The 14571-nt window shown below is 69.4% G+C and carries 13 protein-coding genes; 12 read left to right on the forward strand and 1 reads right to left on the reverse strand.

The window, feature by feature from the left end; genetic code table 11:
• Nucleotides 1-55 precede the first annotated feature (55 nt).
• The 10 genes from OHS59_RS38035 (at nucleotide 56) to OHS59_RS38080 (ending at nucleotide 11847) form a co-directional block, all read left to right on the forward strand.
• The gene (locus OHS59_RS38035) at nucleotides 56-1009 is read left to right on the forward strand and encodes an ATP-binding cassette domain-containing protein (RefSeq protein ID WP_328497867.1); all 954 of its coding nucleotides are present in this window, start codon (nucleotides 56-58) and stop codon (nucleotides 1007-1009) included.
• Nucleotides 1006-2559: an ABC transporter permease subunit gene (locus tag OHS59_RS38040; protein WP_328497868.1), complete on the forward strand. Its 1554-nt coding sequence runs from the start codon at nucleotides 1006-1008 to the stop codon at nucleotides 2557-2559. Before OHS59_RS38035 ends, OHS59_RS38040 begins: the two co-directional genes overlap by 4 nt.
• On the forward strand, nucleotides 2556-3332 hold the full coding sequence (locus tag OHS59_RS38045; RefSeq protein WP_328497869.1) for an ABC transporter permease: 777 nt from the start codon (nucleotides 2556-2558) through the stop codon (nucleotides 3330-3332). The genes OHS59_RS38040 and OHS59_RS38045 overlap by 4 nt, the downstream gene beginning before the upstream one ends.
• A gap of 327 nt (nucleotides 3333-3659) precedes the next feature.
• Nucleotides 3660-3974: a hypothetical protein gene (locus OHS59_RS38050; RefSeq protein ID WP_248780395.1), complete on the forward strand. Its 315-nt coding sequence runs from the start codon at nucleotides 3660-3662 to the stop codon at nucleotides 3972-3974.
• Nucleotides 3975-4005: 31 nt separating this feature from the next.
• Nucleotides 4006-4344 (forward strand): hypothetical protein, encoded by a 339-nt coding sequence (locus OHS59_RS38055; protein WP_328497870.1) that lies wholly within the window; start codon nucleotides 4006-4008, stop codon nucleotides 4342-4344.
• Between the two features lie 77 nt (nucleotides 4345-4421).
• Entirely contained in the window at nucleotides 4422-5567 is a 1146-nt protein-coding gene (locus OHS59_RS38060) for a pyridoxal-phosphate dependent enzyme (RefSeq protein ID WP_328497871.1), read from the forward strand.
• Complete coding sequence (locus OHS59_RS38065) at nucleotides 5524-6432, forward strand: ornithine carbamoyltransferase (protein ID WP_328497872.1); 909 nt, start codon at nucleotides 5524-5526, stop codon at nucleotides 6430-6432. Before OHS59_RS38060 ends, OHS59_RS38065 begins: the two co-directional genes overlap by 44 nt.
• 183 nt (nucleotides 6433-6615) lie before the next feature.
• A complete protein-coding gene (locus OHS59_RS38070) occupies nucleotides 6616-8199 on the forward strand; it encodes an MBL fold metallo-hydrolase (RefSeq protein WP_328497873.1) in 1584 nt (527 codons plus the stop codon).
• Nucleotides 8200-8290: 91 nt separating this feature from the next.
• On the forward strand, nucleotides 8291-9310 hold the full coding sequence (gene hppD / locus OHS59_RS38075) for a 4-hydroxyphenylpyruvate dioxygenase (RefSeq protein WP_328497874.1): 1020 nt from the start codon (nucleotides 8291-8293) through the stop codon (nucleotides 9308-9310).
• A complete protein-coding gene (locus OHS59_RS38080; protein WP_328497875.1) occupies nucleotides 9307-11847 on the forward strand; it encodes an aminotransferase class I/II-fold pyridoxal phosphate-dependent enzyme in 2541 nt (846 codons plus the stop codon). The genes hppD and OHS59_RS38080 overlap by 4 nt, the downstream gene beginning before the upstream one ends.
• Nucleotides 11848-11860: 13 nt before the next feature.
• Here OHS59_RS38080 and OHS59_RS38085 read toward each other — a convergent pair whose 3' ends face one another.
• On the reverse strand, nucleotides 11861-12403 hold the full coding sequence (locus tag OHS59_RS38085) for a GNAT family N-acetyltransferase (protein ID WP_328497876.1): 543 nt from the start codon (nucleotides 12401-12403) through the stop codon (nucleotides 11861-11863).
• Between the two features lie 202 nt (nucleotides 12404-12605).
• Between OHS59_RS38085 and dpgA the strand changes: the two genes are divergently transcribed.
• Together dpgA and dpgB are read left to right on the forward strand one after the other, a co-directional pair.
• Nucleotides 12606-13763, forward strand: coding sequence for a 3,5-dihydroxyphenylacetyl-CoA synthase DpgA (gene dpgA, locus OHS59_RS38090; protein ID WP_443061670.1), 1158 nt, complete (start codon nucleotides 12606-12608; stop codon nucleotides 13761-13763).
• A gap of 11 nt (nucleotides 13764-13774) precedes the next feature.
• Nucleotides 13775-14506 (forward strand): enoyl-CoA-hydratase DpgB, encoded by a 732-nt coding sequence (dpgB, locus tag OHS59_RS38095; RefSeq protein WP_328497878.1) that lies wholly within the window; start codon nucleotides 13775-13777, stop codon nucleotides 14504-14506.
• Nucleotides 14507-14571: the final 65 nt, after the last annotated feature.

The raw sequence follows: 14571 nt of genomic DNA on the forward strand, positions 1-14571 counted from the left end.
AACATGGCTCTCGGCCGTGACGACCGGAGCACCCCCTTCTCCCTAGTCTGCGGGTATGGAGAAAACGATCGATGGGTCGGACGCGACGATCGAAGTCACGGACGTGCGCAAGCGCTTCGGGAGCACCCAGGCGCTGGACGGAATGACGTTCAACGTCAGGCCGGGGCAGGTCACCGGCTTCGTCGGTCCGAACGGCGCGGGCAAGTCCACGACCATGCGCGTCATCCTCGGACTGGACAAGCCCGACAAGGGAACCGCACTGGTCGGCGGGCGCCGCTACCAGGACCTGCGCACCCCGCTCACACACATCGGGGCGCTGCTGGACGCCGCGGCCGTACAGCCGAGCCGTACCGCCCGCCACCATCTGCTGTGGCTGGCCCACTCCCAGGGCCTCAGTGCCGGGCGGGTCGACGAGGTGATCCGGCAGGTCGGCCTCCAGGACGTGGCCCAGCGCAAGGCGGGCGGCTTCTCCCTGGGCATGAGGCAGCGCCTTGGCATCGCCGCCGCCCTGCTCGGCAACCCTCCGGTGATCATGCTCGACGAGCCCTTCAACGGCCTGGACCCCGAAGGGTTCATGTGGATGCGGGGCTTCCTCGCCTCGCTGGCCGAACAGGGCCGGGCCGTGCTGGTCTCCAGCCACCTGATGAGCGAACTGCAGGACAGCGCCGACCACGTGGTGGTCGTCGGGCGCGGCAAGGTCGTCGCCGACATGAGCGTGCGCGAGCTGCTGGCGTCCATGTCCCAGGGCCGGGTGACCCTGCGGACGTCCGCGCTCGCCCAGGCCATGACGGTCCTGGCACGCTCGGGCGCCACCGTGAGTTCCACCGGAGCCGACACGATCAGCGTGACCGGGCTCCCCGCGGAGAACGTGGTGTCGCTGCTCAGCCAGAACGCGGTGCCGTTCTCGGAGATCTCCGAGCACCGCGCCTCGCTGGAAGAGGCGTACATGGAGCTGACCCGGGACGCCGTGCAGTACCGCGGTGTCGTTCCCGAGGAGGCCGGCCGATGACCTCCACGCTGACACCGCCGCGCACGGCCACGCGGCCCGGACGAGGCGGCTTCGGACAGCTGCTGCACGCGGAATGGACCAAGTTCCGTACGGTGCGGGGCTGGGTGCAGAGCACGGTCGGCGCGGTGTTGATCATCTGCCTGGTGGGCCTGCTCGCCACGGCGGCGGGCAACAAGTCCGATCCGAACGGCAGCTCAGCGCTCCCCGTCGGCCCCGGCGGCGAAGCGGTCAACGACAGCTTCTACTTCGTCCACCAGAAGCTCCAGGGCGACGGCAGCATCACCGTCTCGGTGTCCTCGCTGGCCGGAGTCGTCTCCACGAACCCGAACGAGAGCAAGAGCGGCCTCGCCCCGTGGGCCAAGGCCGGCATCATCGTGAAGGACAGCCTCGACCAGGGTTCGTCGTACGCGGCGATGATGGTCACCGGCGGCCACGGCGTGCGGATGCAGTACGACTACACGCACGACACCGCCGGGACGGCCGGCGCCGCCTCCCCGGAGTCGCCGCGCTGGCTGCGCCTCCAGCGCACCGGTGACACGCTCACCGGCTATCAGTCGGCCGACGGGTCCAAGTGGACCGAGGTGGGCCACGCCGACCTCTCCGGGCTGTCGGAGACACCGCAGGTCGGACTGTTCGTGACCTCCCCGTCCATCAAGGACGAGACCGGAACCGGAACGGGCTTCGCCCCGGCCGTCGCCACCGGCACCTTCGACCAGGTCGCCCTGGGCGGCCAGTGGACCGGCGGCTCCTGGGAGAGCGATCAGGTCGGCAGGAACGCCGGTACCTCCGCCAGCTACAGCCAGGACACCAAGGGCGGCGCCACCCCCTCGGGCAGCGGCTTCAAGGTGACCGGCGCGGGCGACATCGCACCCGTCGTCGGCGGCCCCGCCACCAGCGGCGTACGGACCATCGAGAACTTCCTCGTCGGCGCGTTCGCCGGACTGATCATCATGGTCGTGGTGGGCGCCGGATACATCACCGTCGAGTACCGGCGGGGCATGATCGGCCTGACCCTGGCGGCCAGCCCGCGCCGGGGCCGGGTGCTGGTGGCGAAGGGCCTCGTGATCGGCTCCGTCGCCTTCGTGGTGGGCGTGGTCTCCGCAGCGGTGATGGTGCCCTTCGGAGGCGCGCGGTCGGAGTCCAACGGCTTCCCCGTGCTGACGGTACCGACGTCGACCGAGCTGCGTGTCATCGTCGGTACTGGCCTGCTGCTCGCCGCCGCGAGCGTCTTCGCCCTCGCCGTCGGCGCCATCCTGCGACGCAGCGCCGTGGCCATCACCGTGGTCGTCGTCGGCATGGTGCTGCCCTACCTCCTCGCGACGGCGTCCGTCCTGCCCGACGGGGCCTCGCAGTGGCTGCTGAGGGTCACCCCCGCCGCCGGATTCGCCATCCAGCAGAGCATCGAGCGCTACGACCAGGTCGTCACCGTCTACTCGCCCTCGTCGGGGTACTTCCCGCTGGCCCCCTGGGCCGGCCTCGCAGTCCTGTGCGCCTACGCCGCGGCCTCGTTCGCCGCAGCCGTGGTCCTGCTCCGCCGGAGGGACGTATGAAATTCGCCGGACGTGCCGAATGGACGAAGCTGCGCACCGACGCGAGCAACACCTGGCTGACGCTCGGCGTGATCGCGCTGACCCTCGCGGTCGGCGCCGCGGTGGCCATGACCTCCAGGTGCGACGCCACCGGCTGCGGCGGGGACCCGGCGCGGCTCAGCCTCACCGGCGTGCTGGTCGGCCAGGTCGTCGTCGCCATCGTGGCCGTGCTGATGGTCGGCAACGAATACAGCACCGGCATGATGCACACCACGCTCACCGCGGTGCCGCGCAGGCTGACGGTCCTCTTCTCCAAGTCCGCCGTACTGACCGCGGTGATGCTGGTGGCGGGCACGGTCTCCGTCCTCGGCTCCCTGCTGATCGGGGGCCTCGTGCAGCCCGGGCGAGGCTTCACGGAGGAACACGGCTTCTCGGCCCTGTCGCTGGCCGACGGGGCGACGCTGCGGGCCGCCGTGGGTTCCGTCCTCTATCTCGTGCTGATCGGCCTGCTCAGCCTCGGCATCGCCCTGGTCGTACGGAACTCGGCGACCGCCATCGGAATCGTTCTCGCCCTGCTGTTCGTCTTCCCGATCCTCGCCCAGGTGGTCGCCGACCCCGACTGGCAGCGCCACCTCCAGCAGATCTCCCCGATGACGGCGGGCCTCGCCGTCCAGACGACCGTCAATGTCGACGACCTGCCCATCGGCCCCTGGCAGGGCCTCGGCGTGCTGGCCCTGTGGGCCGTCGGCGCGATGACCGCCGGCGGCTGGCTGCTCCGAGCCCGGGACGCCTAGAGGAGGCCTGGAGGAGGCAACCAGGCCGTCCGGAGGACGCGCGGGGACGCCTGGAGGATCCGTAGAGGCACGTGGGCACGCAGCAGGGAACTACGAGGGAAGACCGTCGCACCAGATCGCACACAGACCTCCCCCGGGCGGGATTCGGTGGTCCGCGCGTTCAACCGGCGCACAGGCGCAGTTGAACGCGCGGACCGCCGTTCCTGTCACCCTGCACTTATAGATCAGCCGGAACGCTTGTCGTACTCTGAGAGCGCCTAATAACGCGACACCACGTTTCGCGGCATTCCGATGGACCGACTCCGCTCGGTCCATCCGGCGTCGCACGTGGGCGAGTTCGCCGTCGGCCCGCTTTCGGAGGTTCCGGTGAGGAAGTACTGCAAGTCCTACCTGCTGGGTGAATTGCGTCGCTTTCCGGGCTGGTCGGCCGGCGTGCGACCGGAAGAGCGTGAACTGACCGATGACACCACGGTGTTCCTCTGTGACGAATTCACCGTCATGATCAGCCCTGTCGGAGTCGACAAGGACAAAAGACTGTTCACGGAGGACACTCCGGAGTGGCGTGAATTCTGCGAGACAACGCTGAAGTTCCGAATACCGGAGGACCTGGCCTTCGCCTACGCCGAGTCCGAGCAGAACTGAGCTCCCGAGATGAGCCCCCGAGAGGTGACCCATGGATGAACTGACGCAGAGGCTGAGCGACGAACAGCCGGTGGCGGTCGGCGGCCCCAAGCCCACGCTGGAGGAGCTGCGCGTCCGCCTGGAGGACATCGGGACGGTGTTCGTCAAGTTCACCGAGACCCGCGGCGGCACCGACCTGGGCATACGCCTGGACCGCGAGGCGTCCGACTTCGCCGGGGCGGACTTCGACGAGGGCATCGGCACCGTCCACGTCGAGGGCACGCTGGTCCTCAACGACGACCCCGTGCGCTGTGTGGCCGACATCGATCTGGCGACGCTGCGGGGAACGGGCCGCCTGGTGGTCGTGGAACTGTCCGAGGTCGTCGCCTGACCGATTTCCATCCGGCGCTTCGGGGGCCGTGAGGAGACCCGTCACGAGCACTCAAGAAGATCGGATGTGACCCGCACATGGGAGCTGCAGGCTCTCCCGGACCGATACGAAAACCGCTCACCGGAGAAACCCGGATCGTCGACCGCACCCCGATCGTCGACCTGCACATCAAGGTCGACGGAATCGACAGGCGACTGCGGCTCAAACTCGAATCGGCCAATCCCTACGGCTCGTTGAAGGACCGGATAGCCGCCTCCCTCATCGATCACGTGGCTGACAGGATCGACCCGCAGGTCGGCATCATCGAATCGACTTCCGGGAATCTCGGCGTTGCCATGTCGGCCGAGTGCAATGCCCGCGGAATTCCCTTGAACGCTGTCGTCGACCCCCGGACGAGCTCGTTCTTCATCGACCGAATGCGCGGGCTCGGTGCCCGGGTGACGGTCGTCGACGAAGCGGATTCCTCCGGGGGTTTTCTGCTGAACCGCATTCGGTACGTGCGGGAACAACTGCGCGCCCGCCCCGGCCTGGTCTGGACGAACCAGTACCGGAGCGAGGCGAACCCCAGCGCGCATTTCAACACCACGGCGCCCGAACTGCGCGCGCAGGTGCCGGGCCCCGCGACGATCCTGGTGCCGGTGTCCACGGGCGGCACCCTCGCCGGCCTGTCGAGGTTCGTCGAGTCGACGGGTGCGGCCTGGCGGCTCGTCGGGGTCGACGTGCACGGCTCGGCGGCACTCGGCGGAGACCCCGGCCGACGCCTCCTGTCCGGGATCGGGGCCAGTTGCTCGTCCAACTTCCTGGATCCGGCCACCACCGAGGCTCTGCACGTCGATGTCACCGAGGCCGTCGCGGTCTGTCTGTGGCTGTCCGAGCAGGCCGGGATCGGTGTCGGCGGCAGCTCCGGCGCGACCGTCGCCGCCGCGCTGCGCATGTTCCGGCAGGACCCGCGGACCGACGAACTGGTCTGTCTGTGCCCCGACGGCGCCGACCGCTACCGCAGCACGATCTACCGGGCCGACTGGCGGGCGGCCCACGGCATCGCGGGCATCGGGATCGACGCGGGCGTCGAGTTGGCACGCGGCCGTGATCCCGCCGAACAGCACGGGAAGCGCACTCTCCGAACAAGAACGGGGAACCATGTTCGCACCACAGCGCGGGCTGCTGACGCTGTCCGACTTGACCAGGGAGGACCTGGAACGCCTGGCGGCCCGGTCCCGTGACCTGTACCACGACCAGAGCGCGCACGACCGGCCCCTGCGGGACAAGGTCGTCGGAGTCCTCTTCACCAAGACGTCGACCAGGACCAGAACCGCCTTCGGCGCCGGCACCGTACGACTGGGCGGATTCCCCCTCATGTACGGGCCGGGCGATCTGCAGACGGCCACGGGGGAGTCACTCCAGGACACCGGGCGCATCTTCGGCTCCATGCTGGACGCGCTCGTCGTCCGCACCGCCGGGCCCCTCGACGAACTGCGGGAGATATCCCGGTCCGGTGAACTGCCCGTCATCAACGCGATGGCCGCGGAGGAACACCCGACACAGGGAATTTGCGACCTCGCGACGATGCTCATGGAATTCGGTTCGCTCGACGGGCTGTCCCTGCTCTACCTCGGAGAGGGAAACAACACGGCTTCGGCACTGGCGTACGGGCTCTCCCGCATGCCGAACTGTCATCTCACCTTTGCCACCCCGCTCGGCTACGGGCTGGATTCCCAGGTCCTGGACGACGCGGCGAAACGGGCGGCTTCGGTGGGCGGCACGGTCAGGCAGACCCACGACCTCGACGACCTGCCGGCCGAGGCGCACGTCGTCTACACGACCCGCTGGCAGACGACGGGCACGGTCAAGGCCGACCCGCACTGGCGGGAGAAGTTCCGGCCGTTCCACATCGACGAGCGTCTGCTGAGCCGCTGGCCCGACGCGAAGTTCATGCACGACCTGCCCGCACACCGCGGCGAGGAGGTCTCGGGCGCCGTACTGGAAGGGCCGCGGTCGATCGCGTGGGCCCAGGCCAGGATGAAACTCACCAGCGCCATGGCGGTCCTGGAACGGGTCGCGGGCGAGGACGGGCCCGCGCGGCCGTGACGTGACCGACGCGTAGCCGCGGATTTCCACCTGCGGATGTTCCCAGCGGGTTCAAGAGACCGACAGGTCCAAGAGGCCGGCAGGTCCGACACATCGGCATGTCGAGGAAACCGGCATGCCCGAGAAACCAGCACGTACCAGAAACTCTTTGTCGTTCGGAATGCCTGGAGGGGCGGAAGTCTGATGGCTGATGAGCAGTTGTTTTTGCGGCCGAAGGTCATAATCGAGCCACTTGTGGACCGGTTCTATGTCTGGCCGCACACGCTGGCTCCGATTCAGGCGGCGATGAACCTGGCGTTCCTGCAGGTTCCGCTGCTGGAGTCGTATCTCCAGTCCCCGAAGGTGCATGTCGCGGCCAGCCACAACCCCGAACTGCGCGGCGGCTACTTCATCAACATCCCGGAGGAGCGCGCCGACGAGGTGCGTGACCTGCTCGCCACCATCAAGCGTGAGCGTGCCGGGATGCTGCGGTTCGCCGAAGCCATCGCCGAGGGACAGGAGCTGCTGCGGGCCAACGCGACCGGCTTCGACCTGACCCCGCTCTACCCGAAGCTGCCGCAGGAACTCGGCGGCCTGGTGGAGCTTGCGTACGACACCGACAACCAGGCGCAGATCCGCTTCCTGGAACCGCTGGCGTACCACAGCGACATCTACCAGGAAGAGCGCCAGTCGGTGCAGCTGTCCTTCGAGACCGGCATCGAGCGCCCCTTCATCCTCAGCACCCCGCGTCTGCCCTCCCCGGACGTGCTGGAGCTGGACATCCCCTTCCGCCACGCGGGCCTGGAGGAGCTGTTCAAGTCCCGGGTGCGGCCCACCACGCTCTCCCATCTGCGCGACGCCCTGGAACTCGACGACGCCCAGAGCACCCGGCTCTCCGGGATGCTGAGCGACAGGCCGAGCCTGGCCGAGGACCGGCACATCGACGCCGGCGGCCGGATCCGCTACTTCGGACACGCCTGCCTCGTGCTGCAGACACCCGAAGCCGCCATCGTGACCGACCCGTTCATCAGCGCGGACAACACGGCGGGCGACCGGTACACCCTGGACGACCTGCCCGACTTCATCGACCTCGTGGTGATCACACACGGCCACCAGGACCACATCGTCCTGGAGACACTGCTCCAACTGCGCGGCCGCGTGGGCTCGGTCGTCGTGCCGCGCGCCTCCCGCGGCAACCTGGCCGACCCGTCGATGGCACTGATGCTCAAGCACCAGGGCTTCCCGGTCATCGAGGTCGACGACTTCGACGAGGTGGAGTTCCCCGGCGGCAAGGTCACCGCCACCCCGTTCCTCGGCGAGCACTGCGACCTCGACATCCGCGGCAAGTCCACCTACTGGGCCGAGTTCGCGGGCAAGAAGGTCTTCATCGGAGCGGACTCCTCGGGCATCGACCCGCTGCTCTACCGCTACGTCAAACGACACCTGGGCACCGCCGACATCGCCTTCCTGGGCATGGAGTGCGACGGCGCCCCGCTCACCTGGCTCTACCAGGCGCTGCTCACCAAGCCGGTGACCAAGAAGATGAGCAACTCCCGCAAACTGTCCGGCTCCAACGCCGCGCAGGCCGCCGACATCATGGTCGAACTCGGCGCCAAGGAGGCCTACGTGTACGCCATGGGCGAGGAGCCCTGGCTGGGCCACGTCATGGCGACGACGTACACCGAGGACACGTACCAGATCAAGCAGATCGACGAGTTCATGACCTGGTGCAAGGACCGCGGCATCAAGGCCGGACACCTCTACGGCCAGCAGGAGTGGCGCTGGTAGCCCAACGGCGGCCGGACCGTCGGTCCACGCGGTCCCCCGGCCCCTCGGTCTTTCGGCCTTTCGGTCTTTCGGTCCTTGAGGAGGTACCTCCATGACAGTGCACGACATGGCGCACGTCGAGCTGTACACGAGCCATGCGCCATCCACCATCGACTACTTCGTCTCGGGAATGGGCTTCACGCGGGTCGCCGACCGCGTGGAGGCCGACCGGAGCTCCATCCTGCTGCGGCAGGGCGAGACCCGGCTGATCGTCACCTCGGGCCGGGGGATCTGGAAATTCCTCGACCAGCACGGCGACGGCATCGCCGACATCGCCCTGACCTGCGACGACGTGGCGAAGACCCGGGACGCGGCCGTCGCGGCGGGCGCGGAGGCATTCGCCCCGGCGCACGGCAACCCGGTCGTGTCCGCTTTCGGCGGCGTCACCCACACGCTGCTGCCGCGCCCCTCGGAACCCGAGGCGTGGCCCCCGGGGCGCGCCTGGGAGGCCGCACCGCAGGCGCCGGGCGTCGCGGCCGGCCGGGTCCGGCTGCTCGACCACATCGCGGTGTGCGTCGAGGGAAGCGCGCTGAAGGACTACGCCGACTACTACGACGCCGCCTTCGGGATGTCCCGCTACTCCTCCGAGTACGTCGCCGTCGGCGATCAGGCGATGGACTCGATCGTCGTACGCAGCGAGTCGGGGCGGGTCACCTTCACCCTGGTCGCGCCGGACCCGACGAAGAGCCCCGGACAACTGGACGCGTTCCTCGACCGCAACGGCGGACCCGGTGTCCAGCACCTGGCCTTCCTGGTCGACGAGATCATCCCGGCGGTACGCGAACTCCGCCACCAGGGAGTGGAGTTCCTGAGCACACCGGGCACGTACTACGACATGCTCGCCGACCGGTTCACCGGAATGCGCGAGAAGATCGAGGAGCTGCGGGCCACCCAGATACTCGCCGACCGCGACGAATGGGGATACCTGCTGCAGCTGTTCAGCCGGTCGCCCTACGAGCGGAACACCCTCTTCTTCGAGCTGATCCAGCGTCAGGGCTCCCGGGGCTTCGGCAGCGCCAACATCCGCGCCCTGTACGAAGCCGTCGAGCGCGACCGGCTGGCCGCAGGGTGAGCGCCCGGCCGGCCGTCGGCGTGCGGGATCCGCACACCCTGGACGACTACGCGGCCCTGGCCCGCGCGGAACTGGCCCCCGACGTCTGGGACTTCATCGCGGGCGGCGCCGGCCGGGAGCGGACCCTCGCCGCCAACGAGGAGGCCTTCGGCCGCGTACGACTGCGTCCGCGTGTGCTCACCGGAGTGCGGCGCCCCGATACCGGCATCCGGATCCTGGGGCGCGACTGGGCGGCACCGGTCGGCGTCGCGCCCCTCGCCTACCACACGCTGGCCGACCCGGAAGGTGAGGTCGCCACGGCTCGGGCCGCGGGCCCGGCCGGGCTGCCTCTCGTCGTCAGCACCTTCGCCGGGCGGACCTTCGAGGACATCGCGAAGGCAGGCTCCGGCCCGCTCTGGCTCCAGGTGTACTGCTTCCGGGACCGCGAGGTGACGCGCGCCCTCGTCGAACGGGCCGAGCGGGCCGGCTTCGAAGCGCTGGTCCTCACGGCCGACGCGCCCCGCCTCGGCCGCCGGCTGCGGGACCTCCGCAACGGCTTCCGGCTGCCGGAGGGCATCACCCCCGCCAACCTGGCCGGAGCCGGAGCCGGAGCCGGCCACAGGGAGGGGTCCGCGTCCGGTTTCGCTTCGCCTGGTGGCCATGCGCTGGCCGAGTTCGACCCGGCCCTCGACTGGTCGGTGATCGAGTGGCTGCACTCCGTCAGCTCGCTCCCGGTGCTGGTCAAGGGCGTGCTCACGGCGTCCGACGCACGGCGTGCCCTGGCCGCGGGGGCCGACGGCATCATCGTGTCGAACCACGGTGGCCGACAGCTGGACGGCGCCGCGGCCACGCTGGACGTGCTGCCCGAGATCTCGGCTGCGGTGGCAGGCGCCTGTCCGCTCCTGCTGGACGGTGGGATCCGCGGCGGCGGTGATGTCCTGGCGGCCCTGGCCCTGGGCGCCGACGCGGTGTTCCTGGGCCGTCCGGTGCTGCACGGGCTGGCCGTGGGGCAGTCCGAGGGTGTCCGGCGGGTGCTCGACATCGTCGTCGACGAACTGGCGGAGGCGATGCTGCTCACCGGCACGGCGACGGTCGCGGAAGCGGGGCCCCGGGCGGTGGACGGGCTCGCGGACGGTGAGCCGCTGATCGGCCGGTCGCCTTCCCGGGTGCCCGAACCTCTGGCGAGCGAGCCCCTGCGGGACGCGTCTCCGGTGACCCCTGTCCCGGTCACGGCACCGGTGGGCACCCGCCCGGACGCGTCCGCGCTGCGCAAGCAGGACCTGCACGGCAGCGTGTCCGACCCCGTGCTGGACACGATGAACTTCCTCAACGAGATCACGCACCGCTATCCCGACGCGATCTCGTTCGCGCCCGGCCGCCCCTACGACGGATTCTTCGAGACCGAGCAGATCTTCACCTACCTCCGCCGTTACATGGACCACCTGGAGGAGGGCGGCGCGTCCGCCGCCGAGATCCGCTCCGCCCTCTTCCAGTACGGCCCCACCAGCGGCCAGATCCGCGAACTGATCGCCGACTCGCTGCGCAAGGACGAGAACATCGACGTGCCGGCCGAGTCCGTCGTGGTCACGGTCGGCTGCCAGGAGGCGATGTTCCTCGCGGTGCGGGCGCTCATCTCGGGCCCCGACGACGTCCTGCTGGTCTCCAGCCCCTGCTACGTCGGCATCACCGGTGCGGCCCGGCTGCTGGACGTCGAGGTGCGCGCGGTCGAGGAGGGCGAGAAGGGATTCCGGTGCGCGGATCTGGAGGCGGCCCTCCTCGCCGAGCGGGCCCGGGGCCGGCGACCCCGCGCCTTCTACGTCATCCCGGACCACTCGAACCCCTCCGGCACCACCATGCCGCTGAGCACGCGCCAGGAGCTCCTCGACCTGGCGGAGCGGCACGACATCCTGATCCTGGAGGACAGCCCCTACCGGATGGTCAGCCCCGGAGACCAACTGCCGACCCTCAAGTCCCTGGACCACGCCCGCAGGGTCGTCCACCTGGGCTCGTACTCCAAGACCCTCTTCCCCGGCGCCCGGGTGGGCTTCGTCGTGGCCGACCAGACCGTCGTCGACGGCGCGGGGGGCAGCGGGCTGCTGGCGGACGAACTCACCAAGATCAAGAGCATGGTGACCGTCAACACCTCCCCGGTCAGCCAGGCCGTCACGGCAGGCATGCTCCTGTCCGTCGACGGGCGGACCTCTGAGCTCAACACCCGTACCGCCGCCTACTACGGGGACGCGATGCGTGTCACCCTCCGTGAGCTCGAACGGAACTTCCCCGAGGACGAGCGGGCCGCGCTCGGTGTCCGGTGGAACGAACCCGGCGGAGGCTTCTTCCTGGCGGTCGACCTGCCGTTCCGGGCCGACAACGCGGCACTGATCCGCTCGGCAGAGGAATTCGGGGTCATCTGGACACCCATGTCGTACTTCTATCCCGGCGGCGGCGGAGGCAACAGCCTTCGCCTGTCCGTCAGTTATCTCACACACCAGGAGATCGAAGAGGGAATGGAACGGCTGGCCCGATTCGTGAAAGCACAGTCGGGCCGGCCGCAGTAACCGGCTCCGCTGTTCAGCCCCCGCCGGGACCGTCCCATTTCTCGGCGGGCAGGCTGAACAGCCGGAGATCGGTCCATTCGCGCTTTCCCCGTACATATACGGTCCGCTGCGATACGAACTCGAATCCGAGCCGCTCCAGAAGCCGCTCGGACCGCTCGTTCCGTACGTCGCATTCCGCCGACGCCGTCCGCAGGCCGCCGCCGAACAGGTCGTCCAGCACGCCGCGCACGGCCTCGGTCGCGTACCCCTGCCCCTGCCGGTCGCGGGCGAGACTGAACCCGACCTCGGCTTCCTCGCCGCCGGCCTGCCGGTTCACCGCGACATCCCCGAGCAGGCACTCGTCGGCCTTGAGCTCGACCGCGTACTGGAACCAGCCGGGCCTGGCGGGATCACTCCGGGCGTATCTGCGCACGAGTCGTCCCGCTGATTCCAGGGTCAGCGGAAAATCCCATTCCTGATAACGGGCGACATCGGGGTCCGAGCGATACGCCGCGAACGCCGGTATGTCGGCAGGCTGAAAACGTCGAAGTCGAAGGCGCTCAGTGTCAATCAGCACAGAGACAGGATCCCACGATTCCAGTGCGGCGTTCAGTGCGGGGAATGCCGCAGTTGAACACTCTCTTATTTCCGTGCGGCTGCGCCATAGTTACCAGTTACCAGTGGTGGCTCTTCAACATGCCAGAAGGAGTAGCGGTGTTCACAGTGAAATGCCTCATTCGCAGCAAAACCCGTATGTGGGGGTGGACTTTCCGATGACCATCACAACGAGCCTGCCGGGCACCGCCGTTCTGGACCTCCCGGATCCCGCGACGAAGCTCACGACGGGCACCGCCCGGATCGCGGGTGTCGGCACCGCGACCACGGAGCGTTCGTACAGTCAGCTGGAACTGCTCGACCTCTTCCGCATCACGGACCCCAAGGTCCGCAGCGTCTTCCTCAACAGCGCCATCGAGCGCCGCCACCTCACCATTCCGCCCGAGGCCGCCGACGGCACGCGCCTTCCGGAGGCCCAGGGCGAACTCCTCGCCAAGCACAAGCGAGTCGCCCTCGACATGGGCGCCGCCGCCGTGCGGGCCTGCCTGGAGAACTCCGGCATCGAACTGTCGGACATCGACTACCTGTGCTGCGTGACCACCACGGGCTTCCTCACCCCGGGCATCAGCGCCCTGCTCATCCGGGAGATGGGCATCTCCGCCGCGACCAGCCGTGTCGACGTCGTCGGCATGGGCTGCAACGCCGGGCTCAACGCGCTCAACGCCACCGCCGGCTGGGCCGTCGCCAACCCCGGCAAGGTCGCCGTCATGCTCTGCACCGAGGCCTGCTCGGCGGCGTACGTCATGGACTCGACGCTGCGCACCGCCGTCGTGAACAGTCTGTTCGGCGACGGCGCCGCCGCCATCGCCCTGGTCGCCGACACCCCGGACACCGCGTACGTCACCTCCGGTGCGCCGGGCGGGCCGCCGTCCGCCGCCGGCAGCCCCCGCATCCTCGGCTTCGCCAGCCACCTCATCACCGACGCGATCGACGCGATGCGCTACGACTGGGACGACGACCAGGGCAAGTTCAGCTTCTACCTGGACCCGCAGATCCCGTACGTCGTCGGCGCCAACGCGGAACAGGTGATCGACCGGCTGCTGGACGGCGCGGGACTGCGCCGCAGCGACATCGCGCACTGGCTGGTGCACTCGGGCGGCAAGAAGGTCATCGACGCCGTCCGGGTCAACCTGGGCCTGACCCGCCACGACGTACGGCACACCACCAGCGTCCTGCGCGACTACGGCAACCTGTCGAGTTCCTCCTTCCTGTTCTCCTACGAACGGCTCCTCGCGGAACGGGTGACCCGGGCAGGGGACTACGGCGTACTCATGACCATGGGCCCCGGCTCGACCATCGAGACTGCCCTGGTGCAGTGGTGACGGAGGAACGGATGAGCAACACCACAAGGACGAGTGACGCCACGAGGACGGACGACCCCGCGAGGACCGCGGCGGACTCCTCGGGGCACGTCCTGCACATCGACGGACGGCGCTTCCTGTCCGCCGAGACGATCGCGGCCGTCGGCGCCTTCTGCGACCGCGTCGAGGACCTCGCCGGGCACGGCAACGCGACCATCCACGTGTCCGGCGTACCCGAAGGATCCTGGGCGCACGAGCTGACGGTGCCACTCGTGAACAAGTGGGAACGGGCACTGCGCCGCCTGGAGCGACTGCCCGCGGCCACCATCGCGGTCGCCGACGGCGACTGCGGCGGAGCGGCCCTGGACGCACTCCTGACCACCGACTACCGCATCGCGACGCGCTCGGCGCGCCTGGTGGTGTCCGTGGAGGACGGCGCGACCTGGCCCGGCATGGCCCTCTACCGGCTCGCCCGGTACGGAGCCAGCGCGGCCGCGATCCGCAGGGCGGTGCTCTTCGGTACGCCCGTCGGGGCGGCCGACGCGCTGGCACTGCAACTCGTCGACGAGCTGGCGGACGACCCGGTGAGCGCCGCGGCCACCGCGGAGGCGCGCGCCGGCGCCGTCTCCGGCGCCGAACTCGCCATCCGACGGCAGCTGTTGCTCGACGCGCCCACGACGACCTTCGAGGAGGCGCTGGGCGCGCACCTCGCCGCCTGCGACCGGGCACTGCGCCGCGCGGCCGTTGTCGGAGCACGATCGTGAAAGCGGGCGGCACCGATCCCGCACCCGACGGCGGCCCTGTACGTGCCGGCGGTCCTACGAGAGAC

Source organism: Streptomyces sp. NBC_00414 (assembly GCF_036038375.1).
In the GTDB taxonomy this organism is placed as follows: Bacteria; Actinomycetota; Actinomycetes; order Streptomycetales; family Streptomycetaceae; genus Streptomyces.